Here is a 14,841-nt window from a genome sequence, read left to right on the forward strand (position 1 = left end):
CTGCAACACAAGATTCACAGTACGGAATTGGAGTCGACTGACGACTTTCAATATGTATTTTTTAAAATGTTCTTAGGAGTTTGACATGAAGAAACTATTGTCTGTGATCGCTTTATCAGCGAGCATGACCACAACTGCGTTTGCTTCAACTATTGAAGGTACTGGCGCATCATTCCCTTATCCGGTTTATAAAGCCTGGATCTCAAGTTACTACAACGCTACCGGTAATAAGGTGAACTACTCGCCGACAGGTTCTGGAACCGGTATTAAAGAAATTTCCGCTCGCCACGTTAACTTTGGCGGTAGCGATAAACCACTAAAGCCATCCGAACTGAAAAAAGCGGGGTTAGACATGTTTCCAACTGTCGTTGGAGCCATCACTTTCTCTTACAACCTACCTGGTGTCGATAACCTGAAGCTATCTGAAAAATCAATTTCAGGTATCGTGCTAGGTGACATCAAGTACTGGGATGACGCTTCTTTGAAAGCAGACAATCCAAATGCGAACTTACCACATGAGAAAATCCTTTTCGTTCACCGTTCTGACAAGTCTGGTACAACATTCAACTTCACTTATTACCTGTCGAAAATGAACAAGACATGGAATAAAAATTTCGGTGCGAAAAAAGCCGTCAACTGGCCAATGGAAAACCATATTGCCGGTAAAGGTAACTTCGGTGTTGCTACTGCCATCGAAACCAACAAGTTCTCAATTGGGTATGTCGATTATGCCGATGCCAAGAAAAACGGTCTAAAAATGGCTAGCGTTCAAGGTCATGGTGGCAAATATTTCGATCCAACCCCAGCTAACTTTGTCAGTGCGGCAGGTCATGCTGACTTGGATCCTAAGAAAGACTTTTACTCAATCATCGCTTATCCAGACAATGCATACCCAATGGTCGCAGCGACTTTCATCCTATTGCCTGAGGGTTCAAAAATGAACAAGCAAACTGCTGAGTTCTTTGATTATGCGTACAAAAATGGCGATAAAGCCGCATCTGACCTAGGTTACGTGCCGCTTCCTTCAAGTGTAAAAGACAAAATCCGTGCTTATTGGACTGCTAAAGGCATCCTATAAATAAGGATTATCACCTGGCATCTATTAGAAATTAGGTGCCGGGCTTAAAACTCTTATAAAAGACAGACTGTTACTTTTTTATAAGCGTTTTAATCTAAGGGCTTTTTCATAACAACAAATAAGTATTCTAACAATGGAAAAAATCTTTGCGAGGCTATCCCAAATCAGTGCCAGTCTGGTTTTTCTCGTTCTTATCGGCACAATGGTTACCCTCTATATTGCAGCGAAACCTGCTATTGAAGAGTTTGGCGCCTATTTCATGATCGATTCTCGATGGGCTGTGGACGTCCCGACTGAATCCACAACAACAAACCCCAACTCTACCGAACAAAACGAGACCTCTGATTCGCCGTCGTCAACAGCCTCAACAGAAGACATGGAGCTGGACAATGGTATCAATGTCGGTGACGAAGATATCAACATTGGCGATGAAGACATTAATGTCGGAGGGGAAGATGACATCAACATGGGAGGCGACGAAGACATCGCAGCCACCACAGAAGTTTATGGCGGTGCCATAGCGATCGTGGGAACCGTGTTCTCGACCATTATCGCCCTACTGTTCGCCATTCCCCTAGCGATGGGGATCGCGATATTTCTATCAGAAATTGCCGGTCCGGCGGTAGCCAAACCGGTTGGCATTGCCATTGAGTTACTGGCCGCAATTCCAAGTATCATTTACGGCATGTGGGGGCTTTTCTACTTTGGGCCTTTTATCGCCTCGCTGCTTGGCGGACATTCCGTTTCTTTGTTGATTGCCGGCCTGGTGCTGGGCGTGATGATCATCCCATTTATGGCGGCTTTAAGCCGTGACGCCATCAACACCACGCCTGACGTATTAAAAGAGGCGGCCTACGCGGTTGGAGCGACTAAGTTTGAAGTAATAAAAGACATCATCTTCCCTTATGCCAAAGCTGGAATTATCGGTTCTATCATCATCTCACTGGGTAGAGCCTTAGGGGAAACCATGGCGGTAGCTTTTGTAATTGGCGGCGTTTTTGCCTATGCCGACTCGATCACAGCCCCAACCAATTCGATCCCTGTGGTACTGGCCAACAATTTCTCTGAATCCAGCGGCATAAGTTTATCCTCGCTGTTTTATTTATCGCTCATTCTGTTTGTTGTCAGCTTCATCATCATCTTCACTGCAAAACATTACTTCTTAAGAAGAGAGAAAATCTAATGCGCCTTCTTATCAATAAAATCGTTCTGGGTTTATGTTCGCTAGCGGCACTGGTCGGCTTAGTTTTTCTCGGTTGGATTTTGACCACCTTGATCATTAAAGGCACCGAAGCGCTGTCGCCATATATCTTTACGAATGACCTGATTAACAACGGGATACGAAACCTGTTGGTCGGCCAATTCATGCTTGCTGGAATCGCCACTGTTTTTGGCATACCGATCGGTATTATGGCGGGGATTTATCTGCAAGAATATGGCAACGGCACCAAATACGCCGAATTCATCAGAGACCTTTCCGACATCATGATTTCAGCGCCATCGATTGTAATCGGTACATTTGTATACGCCATTATTGTCATACCGACCGGACATACCTCGGGCTGGGCAGGCATCTTCGCCCTATTTATCATGATGCTGCCGATTGTCGTGCGTGCTACCGACGATATGCTGAGCTTGGTTCCTACAGAATTACGCGAAGCCGGTATTGCGATCGGCGCACCTAAGTACCATGTCATCACCCATATCATTTTACGCGCGGCGAAAGTCGGCATTGTCACCGGTTTGATTCTGGCTTTTGCTCGCGTGGTAGGCGAGACCGCCCCACTGCTCTACACCAGCGGATCAAGCGTTTACTGGTCGCACGACTTGAGCGAGACTTTCCCATCCATCACCGTATCCATCTACAATCTGGCCACCATGCCAGATGAAAAGATGGTGCAACTGGCTTGGGCCGCTGCGCTCGTATTGACCTTTGCTGTGCTATTACTGAACCTGCTAGGCCGCTTTGTCATTCGTGAAAAACATCATTAAACAGATAGGCACTCAACATGAAAGACTTTAACAACATTATGGAAATTCAAGATTTCAGTTTCACATATCCGAAATCCCAGAATCCGGCATTAAGAAATGTAACCTTACCTATCCGAGAAAATCACATTACGGCATTGATCGGACCGAGTGGCTGCGGTAAATCCACATTGTTGCGCTCAATGAACCGCATCCACGACATCTATAAAGGTTGCCAGTATCAAGGACAGATCAAACTCAAAGCGGAGGACGGCACCGCGTCCAATATACTGGATATCCAGAAAGAGAACGGTTTCATCAAGCTTCGTCAAAAGGTCGGAATGATTTTTCAAAAGCCCACGCCGTTTCCAATGAGCATCTATGAAAATATCGCTTATGGCTTGAGAATTTCCGGTATCAAAAGCCGATATAACATCGAAGAGATTGTCGAAAGCTCACTTCGCGAAGCCGCACTTTGGGATGAAGTCAAAGACCGACTTCATCAAGATGCACGAAGACTTTCGGGCGGGCAACAACAACGCCTGTGCATTGCCAGGGTTGTTGCCCTCAAGCCCGAACTGATGCTTTTGGATGAACCCACCTCGGCACTTGATCCGATTTCGACAGGTGCGATTGAGGAGATGATTCTACAACTCAAAGAGCACTACAGCATTGCTATCGTCACACATAACATGCTACAGGCATCTCGAATTTCGGATTACACCGGGTTCATGTATCTAGGCGATTTAGTCGAATTCAATGAAACAGATACAATTTTTCTTAATCCGGAAAAAGAACAGACCGATCGTTATATCACCGGAAAATTTGGTTAAAAGGTAGCCCGCAAAGAGAAATGAAAAAAGAAGAGGGGTAATACATTGGAGCCAATCTCAACCACTTGTGTGGCGAGATTGGAGGAACGACCATTTACTTTGTCAGTACCAAATTATCTCGATGGATAATCGACTCATCCGCGATAAATCCTAGAATCGATTCAATTTGCTGACTTGGCTTGCCGATAATCTTCTGGCTTTCCACCGCTGAATAATTTGCCAGACCGCGAGCGATCTCCGCACCTCTCTCATCGACACAAACCACCATCTCTCCTCGCTGGAAATCACCATCTACCGCCTTGACGCCGATCGGCAACAGGCTTTTACCCGAATTTTTCAACACCTGCACCGCGCCGTCATCCAGAATGACCTTTCCTTTTGCCTGTAAATGCCCCGCCAACCATTGCTGACGGGCGGTCAAGGGCTCCAGATCCGGAACCAACAAAGTTCCCAGATCTTCGCCGGACAACAGGCGAGGCAACACATCCGGCTCTCTTCCGGACGCAATCAACGTCGCCGTACCGGAACGAGCTGCACGCTTGGCGGCCATAACTTTGGTATACATACCGCCTTTACCAAGCGCACCACCTGTCGGACTGGCCATCTCCTCGATATCCTTACGGCTCACCTGAGCTTGGCTGATCAGTTTTGCATTCGGGTTTTCGCGTGGATTGTCGTCATAAAGCCCCTGCTGATCCGTCATGATCACAAGCACATCGGCACCAATCAGGTTGGCTGTCAGCGCCGCTAAAGTATCGTTATCTCCAAAGCAGATCTCATCGGTCACGACCGTATCGTTTTCGTTGATAACCGGAATCACTCCATAAGAAAGTAGAGTCTGTACGGTGCTTTTGATATTCAAATAGCGCTTACGGCTGGAAAGATCATCGTGCGTCATCAGAATCTGCGCGGTATGAATGTCATACTTTGCGAACTCAGATTCATAGGCCTGCACCAAGCCCATCTGACCGACAGCGGCGGCGGCTTGCAGCTCATGCAGCGCTGACGGACGGGTCTGCCAACCTAAACGCTGCATCCCTTCCGCAACCGAACCGGAAGAAACAATCACCACTTCAATACCCTGATCGCGCAAAGCAACCATCTGCTTTACCCACTTCTGCAACGCAGGTAGATTCAATCCCTGACCGTCATTGGTCAACAACGCACTACCAATTTTGATAACCCAGCGTTTACTCTGACTTAATTTAGAACGTTCCATTCACTTCAACTCTAAACAGACCTGTTAAAATTCAAAATCTTCCTCGACCGAAGTACGCATCGGAACTTCTTCCTCGCGGTCTTCCAAACGGTTCTGCTCCAACTTATGAGCGATGTCGTTGACCAATTCGGTGGTACCTTGTCTCTGAACAGCCGATATGACGTAAACCGGGCCTTGCCAATCTGTTTCGGCAACAATGCGATCACGCAACTCAGCGACTTCGTCCTCGAGCAACAAATCGGCCTTGTTCAACACCAACCAACGCTCTTTACCAGCCAATTCATCACTGTACTTTTCAAGTTCCTGTTGAATCACCTTAATATTTTCCACAGGATCAGATTCATCCATTGGAGCAATGTCCACGACATGCAACAACAAACCGGTACGTGACAAATGTTTCAGGAACTGAATACCCAGACCGGCACCTTCCGCCGCCCCCTCGATCAGCCCCGGAATATCCGCAATCACAAAACTCGATTCAGCGGAAACTCTCACCACCCCCAGATTCGGATAAAGCGTCGTAAACGGATAATTGGCCACCTTGGGACGAGCTGCGGAAACAGCAGTAATCAGGCTGGACTTACCGGCATTCGGCATCCCCAACAAACCGACATCCGCCAGCACTTTCAATTCAAGCTGCAGATTGCGTTCCTCTCCGTCTTCTCCGGGCGTACACTGTCTCGGAGTACGGTTGCGACTGCTCTTGAAGTGGATGTTACCCAAACCGTGACGGCCGCCTTGAGCCACAAGCAATTTCTGGCCGTGTTCAGTTAAGTCACCGATGGTCTCCCGGGTATCCATATCCATAACAGTGGTTCCAACCGGCACGGGGATAATTAAGTCCTCACCAGCGGCTCCGGTCTTCTGCTGCCCCATTCCACCCTGACCGTTCTGCGCCCGATAGTTTTTCGTGTAACGGAAATCGACCAATGTATTCAGGTTACGGTCGGCCAACAGGTAAACGCTGCCACCGTCACCACCATCACCACCATTCGGCCCACCAAACGGAATGTATTTCTCGCGACGAAAACTCACGACGCCGTTACCGCCTCGTCCTGCTTCAACGTGAATAGGAGCTTCATCTACAAACTGCATGGGTCATCCTTCTGATTCAATGGATACGTAAATAAATTATCGGCAATTTTATCATTAGCCAAAAATAAACCGTCAATTAATTCAACGGACTGAAACAAAAAACGCCCCGACAAAGCGGGGCGTTTCACAATCAATTATGAGAAAAAGTATTAAAACTTATTCTGCAACAATTGTTACATAGGTACGTACTGGCTTACCTTTAGAAACAAAAGCAACTTGACCGTCCGCTTTTGCAAATAAAGTATCATCCTTACCGCGACCAACATTCACACCTGCGTGGAACTTTGTACCACGCTGACGAACGATAATGCTACCCGCTGAAACTACTTCACCACCAAAACGCTTTACACCTAAGCGTTTGGCGTTGGAGTCGCGACCGTTTTTAGTACTACCTGCAGCCTTCTTATGAGCCATGGTATTATCCTTCTGTTAACAGTGTTACCCCCTACTCAGAAGTAACCCCTGTTTTAGATTCACATTATTAAGCTGAAATCTTACCGATTTTAACTTCAGTATAGTTTTGACGGTGGCCTTGCTTCGTCTTAGATCGGTTCTTACGACGGCGGAACTTGATGATGGTAACTTTTTTACCACGACCGTTTGATTCAACAGTCGCTGTTACTTTCGCACCTTCAACAACAGGCGTACCAACTTTGATATCAGCGCCTTCACCAACCATCAATACTTCGTCAAATTCAACCGCATCACCCGCTTCTGCATTCAAAGACTCAATGCGTAGTACTTGACCTTCACGAACTCGATATTGCTTACCACCGGTTTTAATTACCGCGTACATGGAACTTCTCCCGGATTCAAAAATTCTTTTTCAATAGCCGACAACTTCGGCAAAGGCGGAATTATATAGCTTTTTAAAACACAGGTCAAAGTTATTTATCAAAATATTCGATAAAAATACCCCGTCCTATTAGCGAGCCCTGAAACAGCTACTCTCCTGCACAGTACGACCGAGAAGAACTTGTCGCAAGTACAGGCCAGAATTCTGATTCTGAACGCTTTAAAAGCCTGTAATTATATTGGCATCGCTGCGTAAATCATACTAGAATATCGGCTTTCTATTCATTGGTAAAACCAACGAAGCGGCCGACTCATTATGACATTATCAGATATCCAAAAACTCATTCAAGATGACATTCAGGCAACCGATGCCTTGATTCTGGAACGCCTAGCTTCAGACGTCGTTTTGATCAACCAGATCGGCCACTACATCGTCAACAGCGGCGGCAAACGCCTGCGCCCCCTACTTGTTTTACTCAGCGCGAAAGCTTGTGGTTACGAAGGCACCGACCACCGTCTCATGGCAGCGGTCATTGAATTCATTCACACGTCAACCCTGCTTCACGACGATGTCGTAGATGAATCCGATACGCGCCGCGGCAACAAAACCGCCAATGAAGTATGGGGCAATGCTGCCAGCGTTCTTGTCGGAGACTTTTTGTATTCGCGCTCGTTTGAAATGATGGTAGAACCTGGCATCATGAAAATTATGGAAGTCATGTCGGAAGCGACCAACGTCATTGCCGCAGGAGAAGTTCTACAACTACTAAACTGTCACGATGCCGACACGACTCAAGAACGGTATTTGGAAGTCATTCACCGTAAAACGGCCAAGCTATTTGAAGCCGCCACCCAAATGGGACCAATACTGGCAGAAAAACCGGAACTGGAAGAAGCGTTTGTGCTTTACGGACGTCATATCGGCGCCGCATTCCAGCTCATAGACGACGCGCTCGACTACATGGCCGACGAAACCGAACTGGGCAAAAACATTGGCGATGACTTGGCGGAAGGAAAACCAACACTTCCCCTGATTTATGTCTTGGAAAATGGCAATGAAGCCGAAAAAGATATTATCCGCCGTGCAATCGAATCTGAAGGAATTGCACTGCTTAAAGAGGTGACTGAAATCATTCAACACTCGGGCGCGATCGAATATACCACCCGTCTTGCAGCAGCAGAAGCTGAAAAAGCCAAGCAAGCATTGGATGTTTTAAACAACAGTCCGATCAAAGAAGCATTGCTTTCTTTGGCGGACTTAGCGGTCAATCGAACTCACTAACTGACGTCTCCGCTACCGTAATTACGTCCGAACCCGGCCCTTCAACTTCTTCATGGCGCTTGCCATCTGCTCTTCCAGCTTGATCGATTCCTGTTCGGCGATCTTAGCCTCCAGCACCTGCTTTTCCTGGTCCTGATACAGCTTGTAAAGATCCAAATTGCGAAGATGGGTTTTACTCCAATCCACACGTCGTACCAACCATTGAATGATAAAACGGATTACGTGACATTCGTCGTAGGCCTGATAAAGAATCTCAGGCTTGGCATTATAGCCGTGAACCCGCTCCACGATAATCAATTGCAAATCATTATGCGGTTTGATTCGAACAAATCCACTGTCTCGCTCATCAAAGCTTGTACTGTAGTAAATACGCACAACCTTATCCATACTAAAAACAGCTTTTGACAAAATCGTCGATTCCGGACGACCACTCAAGCCCACCGTATGAATGAAAATGTTTTGCGTCATAATTCGTCTAAAGAAAATTTCCACCTCTTCAAACGGCACTTCTTTGACTGCAAGCTGCCTCCGTTCCTCTTCCCGCTTAAGCGTACCAGAGCGTCTTTCCAACTGTTTGAAAAAATATCTTAACGACGGACTGACAGAATTACGTTCTTTCATAGCGAATACCTCTAAACAAGGTATCGACCAAAAACCTAATTCATGAAGAGTAAACGTGAAAAAAATTTGCCTTCACGCTAAAAGAACAAACAAAACAAAAAAGGCCTGCTATAAGCAGGCCTTCTCAGTTTCTTAATTTTATGATCAAACGACTTCGGGAAGCGGTTTACCAATGTAATAACCTTGCCCATAATCCACACCCAATCTCTTTAATTCATTGATCGTCCACTCATCCTCAACAAATTCGGCAATGGTTTGCATTCCAAACCCGTTAACGATTCTAGACAAACACTCCAAGAATATTTGATTCTGTTTATTGTCCCGTAAATTCTTAACATAAGATCCGTCCAGCTTAACGTAACTTAACGGTGCCAATTTAAGGTAATTAAAAGAGAAGAAACCAACCCCGAAATCATCTAAAGCGATCTTAATTCCCGCCTTGGCAATCAAATTAAGATTCTTAAGTGCCAAATCAAAGTTTTCAATATAAGCCGTCTCAGTCAGTTCAATAATCACCGATTCAGGATTCAAACCAAATTCCGCAATCCTTGAGCAAAGAATTTCAGGGAACTCTTTCGACTGAATGGTTGCCGTTGAGATATTAATCGAAAAAGAGATCTTTCGTCCCTTCAACTGTTCATACGACAATCGCTTCAATGCAGTCTGAACCACCCAACTGTCAATCTGCCTGATCAAACCAATACGTTCGGCAGCCGGGATAAACTCATCCGGAAAAACAGGATTGCCGTCAAATCCAGTCAAACGCAACAACACTTCATAATGACTTACGGAAGAATCATCAAGATTCATAATCGGCTGATAGGCAAGATTGAAAAACCCTGGAACCGTCAGCGCTTTTTTAATTAACCCTGTTAAATCATGCTCTTTTTGAACCGTGGACAAATTATTGTCATCCGGCGTATAAATATGCCAGAGGTTCAACCCTTTCTTTTTGGCCTGATACATGGCCAAGTCAGCATTCACAACCAAAGTTTGCTCATCATGACCGTGCTCAGGAATCAAAGAAGCACCCAAGCTGACGCTGTATTCAATCTTCTGCCCTTCGTCCGTTACTACCCGACCATTTAAAGCCGAAGCAAGTTTGGTTAACATCATCTCCAAATTCGCCCGATCAATCTTTTGGAAAATAATCGTGAATTCGTCTCCCGCAAGCCGGCTGATCGAATCATTTGCACGCACATTTTCCTTAAGCGTATCCGCAATCTGAATCAATACCTGATCACCAACGGCATGCCCGTACAAGTCATTAATCTGCTTAAAACGGTTAACGTCGATAAAAACAACGGCACCTTCCATTCCTGCATCAAGCACATATTCAAGATCTCGATGAAACGCACGACGATTACCAATCTTCGTCAAAGTATCGTTATTGGCAAGCCATTCCAGAGCCTTCTCGTCTTTTTTACGCTTAGTCAAATCCATCCCTATAGAAAGGATGACCTTACCACCGACCTCATCGTCAACTAACGAATGCGTCCAATCAACTACAATCGGATCACCATTAATACTTAACAACTCTGTTTCTTGCTTTACAGCCTCATCGGTCGTGCTACCCAAGCCGGACACCAGATCAATAAAGTCATCTTGAAAATGCCGGTGGGAGAAAACATCCAAAAACCCTCTCTTCTCATCACCGAACACATCTTCAAAACGAGTATTACTGGACAGGATTCGATGATTCAAATCCTGCGTTAAAATGAATAAATGTGAGTTGTTAATCAATCGCTCTAAAAACGATCTTGAACGCGTCAAGATATTGATTTGTTCATTCAACTCCTGTTTTTTCTTCTCAACATCTCGATGAAGATCTTCAAGCTCACGCGATACAAAATAGACGCTTCTTTCCAGCATGCTCAGCTCATCCGTAAAATAACTACGGCCGGAAGACACCGCAATACGCGCCTTTTTATATTCATGTTGCGGCAAGAAATTTAACGCACTCGTCAAACCAAGCAAACGCTTTAATGGACCCAACATCAAAAAGATCAATGAAAGTTCTGAAACGATCAACGCCAACAGGCCTGTCACCATACCTCCAATAATTGACTGCATAAGCGCAGCGTACTGCTTGCTCTTGTCACTAATCGCAACAAAGTCAACATCATCCCCCATTGGACGTAAATGCATCTTTTCCAAAGACTGGAACAAATACTGAGAACCCGCATAACTGTGAAGTCCCAGCAAATTGTTCAAATCCAAGTCATAATCATGACTCCAATTCTTCAAAACCGGCATCATAACGGCGTAACTGCTAACCGCCCAGGCAACACTGTTTAACTCAGGCAAAAAGCGCTCGGATTCAATATCTTGAGACCCAATCTCTTTTTTCAAAAGCACAGCAATATCACTTCCGGTCAGGTTTTTATATCGAACCAACATATCCGACATATTTTGACCCAACACAATGGCGCCCTGAGAGCCATCATTAAAAATGATCGGTTCCACGACAAACTGTAAGCAACCTTCCTCGCAGTACAAAAATGACTCTGGCCCCTGAAATGCAGAAGAGCCTCGAATATCCTCTAAAGCCGAGTTCAGTCTTCCGATATCTTTTAGCATTCTTTCGTTATAAACACTGCCGTTTTCAATTCCGTCCGCATCAAAGACAGCCAGATAATCCAAACCAATACTGATATTCAATTCAATCCATTGCTGGCGTAAATATTGGTTTAAGCGACCGGCACCTTGAAAACGGGAAGATTCGCGAATCCCCTCTTCTCTTGATATTAGCTGAGCAAATTGTGACAGTCTCAGAAAATTGTCATTCATTAACTGGTCAAATGCTTCCTGATGTTTTTGCGAAAGCGTTTCGACTTCTGCGTTATAGCTCTTAATCAAACCATAAACGTTGAGTCCCACCCAAAAGAGCGTAATAGAAATCAACGTAACACTGAGAAACAACAGCGCCTTCCATTTAAGGCTAACAAACATGATATTCACTAACCTTTAATTAAAACTGGAAGCTCACGGCGACCGAATAGGTATTCCAATGCTTACGGATGGCTTCCTGTTCGATACCTGGATAAGAAGGTAACCAGGCCGTACCGTCATTAATGCTCATTTCGCCAAGCAACATCCAATTCGAAGACAATTGCCACTTCGCACCGAAGGTCAACCCCTTGGAAAATCCATGACTTGGGTTATAGTCAAAGCTAAATTGCTCGCTATTTCGATCATCCGCATTGAGATACATCTCTTCATAGCGACCATAAAGGCTTAAATCATCCATGGCAAACCACTCTGCCTGCAGATAAAACCCGTCCGTATCGAAGGTTTGCTGGGTACTAGTTCCAACCATAGAAATGGTCGGACTGTTAAACAGTCTCATATATTCAGCGGTCAGCAACCAATCATCAAAGCCATATTGAATAGACCATAAAGTATAAAGTGTTTTAAACGTCAGACCGGTAACATATTTCGATGGATTATTAGCAATCTCAGCTTGCGAAGCCTGACTCAAGTAATTAAAAAATGAGGCGCTCCCGTAACTCAGACCCAGCCCACCCAAAGATACCGGTGTTACAGCTTGCACTGCTGCATTCTGAAGCGCATCCGATTGTTCCAGAGTGGCTTGTGCCTGATCAGTACTTTGTGCACCGTCAAATTTCGCATAGGCTTGAAGCGCACTTGCAGCCAACCTTAAACCGCTTATCTTATTCGGGCTAAACGAGAGGCTTAAACCGGACAACTCAATATCATTCATACCTCCTTGAGCTGGAGCGCCGCCAAACATGTAATACTCGACGCTCGGGTTTTCCAGCTTTTTATTTCCGCGGAATATCTCCCAAGACAAGAATCCGCTTTCCAGCTCCAACGCCCCATAGAGATTGATGCCGTCGACCGACAAAAATGCATCACGAAAAGAATCAAAATACACTGATTCCGGCACCTTTGTGCCTGGACGTGCAGAAGGAACATCGCGACTGGAATTATAAAAACCAATATTATTTTTCACTCTACCTAAACGAACGCCAAACATCGATTCCGGTGACGAATAAAACTGGTAGTCCAACAGCAAAAAATCGACTCTCAGTGCTCCATCGTCAACTTCACCGACTTTTCGGCTTAATACCTGTCCCGCAACACGCAAGCTCGGAGAAAGTTCCACAAAACCGTTAAGCCCAATTTCACGGAAATCAAACGATCCATCCCTTGAAGCTGTTCCGGCATACGGGTTATCAGGGCTGTATACGTATGACTGCATTGCAAATCCATGGATTTCGGAATTTTCAGACACATCTAAAGCCAGTACAGACAACGGTAAAAACAAACCTGAGATAAATACAATTAACTTATTCATTTCCTGCTCCCTCAGACAAAACCCGTACACCGTCAACTTTAAAATCTTCTGCCACATAACCGATGGCCCCTTCTGTATCCTTAACCTTAATCAACATTTCCCCTTGCGTTTGAACCACTTCCGGTGACTTACCCGTTCCGGTAAAAATCAAACGACTCCATAAGCGATCAAGTTGATAACTCTGAATTCCCAACTTGGAAACCGAAAACTGTTTATGCAACTCACTTCTGGAAGGCAAAATAAACACCTTAATTGGATGGCCATTCGGCCACTTATTAACCTGCATAGCATAAATACGCTTAAGGTAAAGTGAATTAACGTCCTTAACCGGCACGGTCTCATTCACTATGACTTTTGCTTGAGCCATAGAAAACGATGAAAAAAACAAGAAACACACAAATACGCAGCAGCCGTATAAGCTATTTCGTTGTAAGGAAAAGTGAAGATACAACACTGAAAATCTCTCTAATTAAAAAGACTTAATTTATTAAATGAAAAGGCAAGGCCTCATCCCAAACACACCTATTTAATCCACCATTGTTATCAACTTAATAAACTTCAGATCGTCCAATTCAGCACATCTAAAATCCATAAAAAACACAGGGATTTTTCACACCATCTCATACCAATCACATTATTGATAACGCTTTTACAACATAAAAAACGGCAGTTAATAATCCTATTAAATGCCGTCATAAATCTAACGTGGTGAGTAATTGTGCTTATTCTAACATGGTTTTTACGAATAATTCATTTTTTTATAAAATCAATGACATAAATCATTACCAATTATGGCTCCGTCCTAGTAACCACAAGTTATCGAAGGATTTTTATCCTCATAAAAAATCTGGCAAGAATGGCTAAAACAAATTTTTTAAAATGCTGAAAACAAAAAAAGGGCGTCAATTCGCCCCTTTTCCATCTTCAAATCGTCCACTTGAACCGATAAAAACCGGTTACAGAAACAACTTGATTCCTATTAAACAGTCATCATCATTTCCGCCATGTCATAACGCACCTTTTTTAATAACGCATTTTCATCCTCCGGATGACGCACACCCAAAGCGCACACCACCGATGTTTCCAATCCCTTTTCGGACAAACCTAGAATTGAATCGTATCCATCTGCTTCGATCCCCCCCATTGGGCAAGTATCGATCTCCATTGTCGGCGCTACAGTAAGCATGGTTCCGAGCGCAATGTAAGCCTGCTGATGGGCCCACTCCCGCTTCTGCTCAGAAGTCATGCCGGAAAAAACCGATTTCATATGTTCGGCCAAGCCCTTCAGTTCATCGACCGACAATTCCCTTGCCAGGGCGACCGAGCGAATATATCGATCCACCATTTCATCCCCGACACGAGTCTGAACGGCAAACACGATCAAGTGCGAACAGTCGGCTACTTTCTCCTGTCCGTAGGAGTATTCAATCAGTGATCTTCGTACACTCATATCATCCACCAGGATCATACGATAGGGTTGCAGTCCATACGAAGTCGCACTCAATCTCGTTGCGCCAAGCAACTCCATAACCTTGTCTTCATCAAGACGTTCGGGCGAAAACTGTCTCACCGCGTAACGCCAATTCAATGCATCCATTACATTCACTTTTATTTCCTCTTAAATTTATC

The 14,841-nt window shown here is 44.8% G+C and carries 14 protein-coding genes; 5 read left to right on the forward strand and 9 right to left on the reverse strand.

Going from position 1 to position 14,841, the window contains the following annotated elements; all coding sequences use genetic code 11:
• Positions 1 to 85: 85 nt before the first annotated feature.
• The 4 genes from pstS to pstB all read left to right on the forward strand — a co-directional run bounded on the left by pstS (position 86) and on the right by pstB (position 3,879).
• Positions 86 to 1,078, forward strand: coding sequence for a phosphate ABC transporter substrate-binding protein PstS (gene pstS, locus QCB45_RS10785; protein WP_279421017.1), 993 nt, complete (start codon positions 86 to 88; stop codon positions 1,076 to 1,078).
• Positions 1,079 to 1,211: 133 nt separating this feature from the next.
• Positions 1,212 to 2,261, forward strand: coding sequence for a phosphate ABC transporter permease subunit PstC (gene pstC, locus QCB45_RS10790; protein WP_279421018.1), 1,050 nt, complete (start codon positions 1,212 to 1,214; stop codon positions 2,259 to 2,261).
• Positions 2,261 to 3,070: a phosphate ABC transporter permease PstA gene (pstA, locus tag QCB45_RS10795; RefSeq protein WP_279421019.1), complete on the forward strand. Its 810-nt coding sequence runs from the start codon at positions 2,261 to 2,263 to the stop codon at positions 3,068 to 3,070. Before pstC ends, pstA begins: the two co-directional genes overlap by 1 nt.
• 17 nt (positions 3,071 to 3,087) lie before the next feature.
• Positions 3,088 to 3,879 carry a phosphate ABC transporter ATP-binding protein PstB gene (pstB, locus tag QCB45_RS10800; RefSeq protein ID WP_279421020.1) on the forward strand — a complete coding sequence of 264 codons (792 nt, stop codon included), beginning with the start codon at positions 3,088 to 3,090 and terminating at the stop codon, positions 3,877 to 3,879.
• 94 nt (positions 3,880 to 3,973) lie between these two features.
• On the opposite strand, the gene proB is transcribed toward pstB, so the two are convergent.
• The 4 genes from proB to rplU all read right to left on the reverse strand — a co-directional run bounded on the left by proB (position 3,974) and on the right by rplU (position 6,989).
• A complete protein-coding gene (gene proB / locus QCB45_RS10805; protein ID WP_279421021.1) occupies positions 3,974 to 5,098 on the reverse strand; it encodes a glutamate 5-kinase in 1,125 nt (374 codons plus the stop codon).
• A 24-nt stretch (positions 5,099 to 5,122) separates the two neighbouring features.
• Positions 5,123 to 6,193, reverse strand: a complete 1,071-nt coding sequence (gene cgtA, locus QCB45_RS10810; protein WP_279421022.1) for an Obg family GTPase CgtA — start codon at positions 6,191 to 6,193, stop codon at positions 5,123 to 5,125.
• A gap of 156 nt (positions 6,194 to 6,349) precedes the next feature.
• Complete coding sequence (rpmA, locus tag QCB45_RS10815; protein ID WP_279421023.1) at positions 6,350 to 6,607, reverse strand: 50S ribosomal protein L27; 258 nt, start codon at positions 6,605 to 6,607, stop codon at positions 6,350 to 6,352.
• 67 nt (positions 6,608 to 6,674) lie between these two features.
• Positions 6,675 to 6,989, reverse strand: coding sequence for a 50S ribosomal protein L21 (rplU, locus tag QCB45_RS10820; protein ID WP_279421024.1), 315 nt, complete (start codon positions 6,987 to 6,989; stop codon positions 6,675 to 6,677).
• Between the two features lie 315 nt (positions 6,990 to 7,304).
• On the opposite strand from rplU, the gene ispB reads away from it, so the two are divergent.
• On the forward strand, positions 7,305 to 8,270 hold the full coding sequence (ispB, locus tag QCB45_RS10825) for an octaprenyl diphosphate synthase (RefSeq protein ID WP_279421025.1): 966 nt from the start codon (positions 7,305 to 7,307) through the stop codon (positions 8,268 to 8,270).
• A gap of 21 nt (positions 8,271 to 8,291) precedes the next feature.
• On the opposite strand, the gene QCB45_RS10830 is transcribed toward ispB, so the two are convergent.
• From QCB45_RS10830 to QCB45_RS10850, 5 genes are all read right to left on the reverse strand, one after another.
• On the reverse strand, positions 8,292 to 8,891 hold the full coding sequence (locus QCB45_RS10830; protein WP_279421026.1) for a hypothetical protein: 600 nt from the start codon (positions 8,889 to 8,891) through the stop codon (positions 8,292 to 8,294).
• Between the two features lie 144 nt (positions 8,892 to 9,035).
• Positions 9,036 to 11,843, reverse strand: a complete 2,808-nt coding sequence (locus QCB45_RS10835) for an EAL domain-containing protein (protein ID WP_279421027.1) — start codon at positions 11,841 to 11,843, stop codon at positions 9,036 to 9,038.
• A gap of 19 nt (positions 11,844 to 11,862) precedes the next feature.
• Positions 11,863 to 13,212 (reverse strand): hypothetical protein, encoded by a 1,350-nt coding sequence (locus QCB45_RS10840; protein WP_279421028.1) that lies wholly within the window; start codon positions 13,210 to 13,212, stop codon positions 11,863 to 11,865.
• The gene (locus QCB45_RS10845; protein ID WP_279421030.1) at positions 13,205 to 13,579 is read right to left on the reverse strand and encodes a hypothetical protein; all 375 of its coding nucleotides are present in this window, start codon (positions 13,577 to 13,579) and stop codon (positions 13,205 to 13,207) included. The genes QCB45_RS10840 and QCB45_RS10845 overlap by 8 nt, the downstream gene beginning before the upstream one ends.
• A 612-nt stretch (positions 13,580 to 14,191) precedes the next feature.
• Complete coding sequence (locus QCB45_RS10850) at positions 14,192 to 14,809, reverse strand: NAD(P)H-dependent oxidoreductase (RefSeq protein ID WP_279421093.1); 618 nt, start codon at positions 14,807 to 14,809, stop codon at positions 14,192 to 14,194.
• Between the last annotated feature and the right edge of the window lie 32 nt (positions 14,810 to 14,841).

It is taken from the genome of Thiomicrorhabdus sp. ZW0627 (assembly GCF_029767005.1).
Classification (GTDB): domain Bacteria; phylum Pseudomonadota; class Gammaproteobacteria; order Thiomicrospirales; family Thiomicrospiraceae; genus Thiomicrorhabdus.

Coding starts and splice junctions, on each gene's coding strand:
- QCB45_RS10850 (WP_279421093.1), bottom strand. CDS start 14,809: ATGGATGCATTGAATTGGCGTTACGCGGTGAGACAGTTTTCGCCCGAA.
- pstC (WP_279421018.1), top strand. CDS start 1,212: ATGGAAAAAATCTTTGCGAGGCTATCCCAAATCAGTGCCAGTCTGGTT.
- cgtA (WP_279421022.1), bottom strand. CDS start 6,193: ATGCAGTTTGTAGATGAAGCTCCTATTCACGTTGAAGCAGGACGAGGC.
- ispB (WP_279421025.1), top strand. CDS start 7,305: ATGACATTATCAGATATCCAAAAACTCATTCAAGATGACATTCAGGCA.
- QCB45_RS10845 (WP_279421030.1), bottom strand. CDS start 13,579: ATGGCTCAAGCAAAAGTCATAGTGAATGAGACCGTGCCGGTTAAGGAC.
- pstS (WP_279421017.1), top strand. CDS start 86: ATGAAGAAACTATTGTCTGTGATCGCTTTATCAGCGAGCATGACCACA.
- QCB45_RS10835 (WP_279421027.1), bottom strand. CDS start 11,843: ATGTTTGTTAGCCTTAAATGGAAGGCGCTGTTGTTTCTCAGTGTTACG.
- rpmA (WP_279421023.1), bottom strand. CDS start 6,607: ATGGCTCATAAGAAGGCTGCAGGTAGTACTAAAAACGGTCGCGACTCC.
- rplU (WP_279421024.1), bottom strand. CDS start 6,989: ATGTACGCGGTAATTAAAACCGGTGGTAAGCAATATCGAGTTCGTGAA.
- QCB45_RS10830 (WP_279421026.1), bottom strand. CDS start 8,891: ATGAAAGAACGTAATTCTGTCAGTCCGTCGTTAAGATATTTTTTCAAA.
- proB (WP_279421021.1), bottom strand. CDS start 5,098: ATGGAACGTTCTAAATTAAGTCAGAGTAAACGCTGGGTTATCAAAATT.
- pstA (WP_279421019.1), top strand. CDS start 2,261: ATGCGCCTTCTTATCAATAAAATCGTTCTGGGTTTATGTTCGCTAGCG.
- QCB45_RS10840 (WP_279421028.1), bottom strand. CDS start 13,212: ATGAATAAGTTAATTGTATTTATCTCAGGTTTGTTTTTACCGTTGTCT.
- pstB (WP_279421020.1), top strand. CDS start 3,088: ATGAAAGACTTTAACAACATTATGGAAATTCAAGATTTCAGTTTCACA.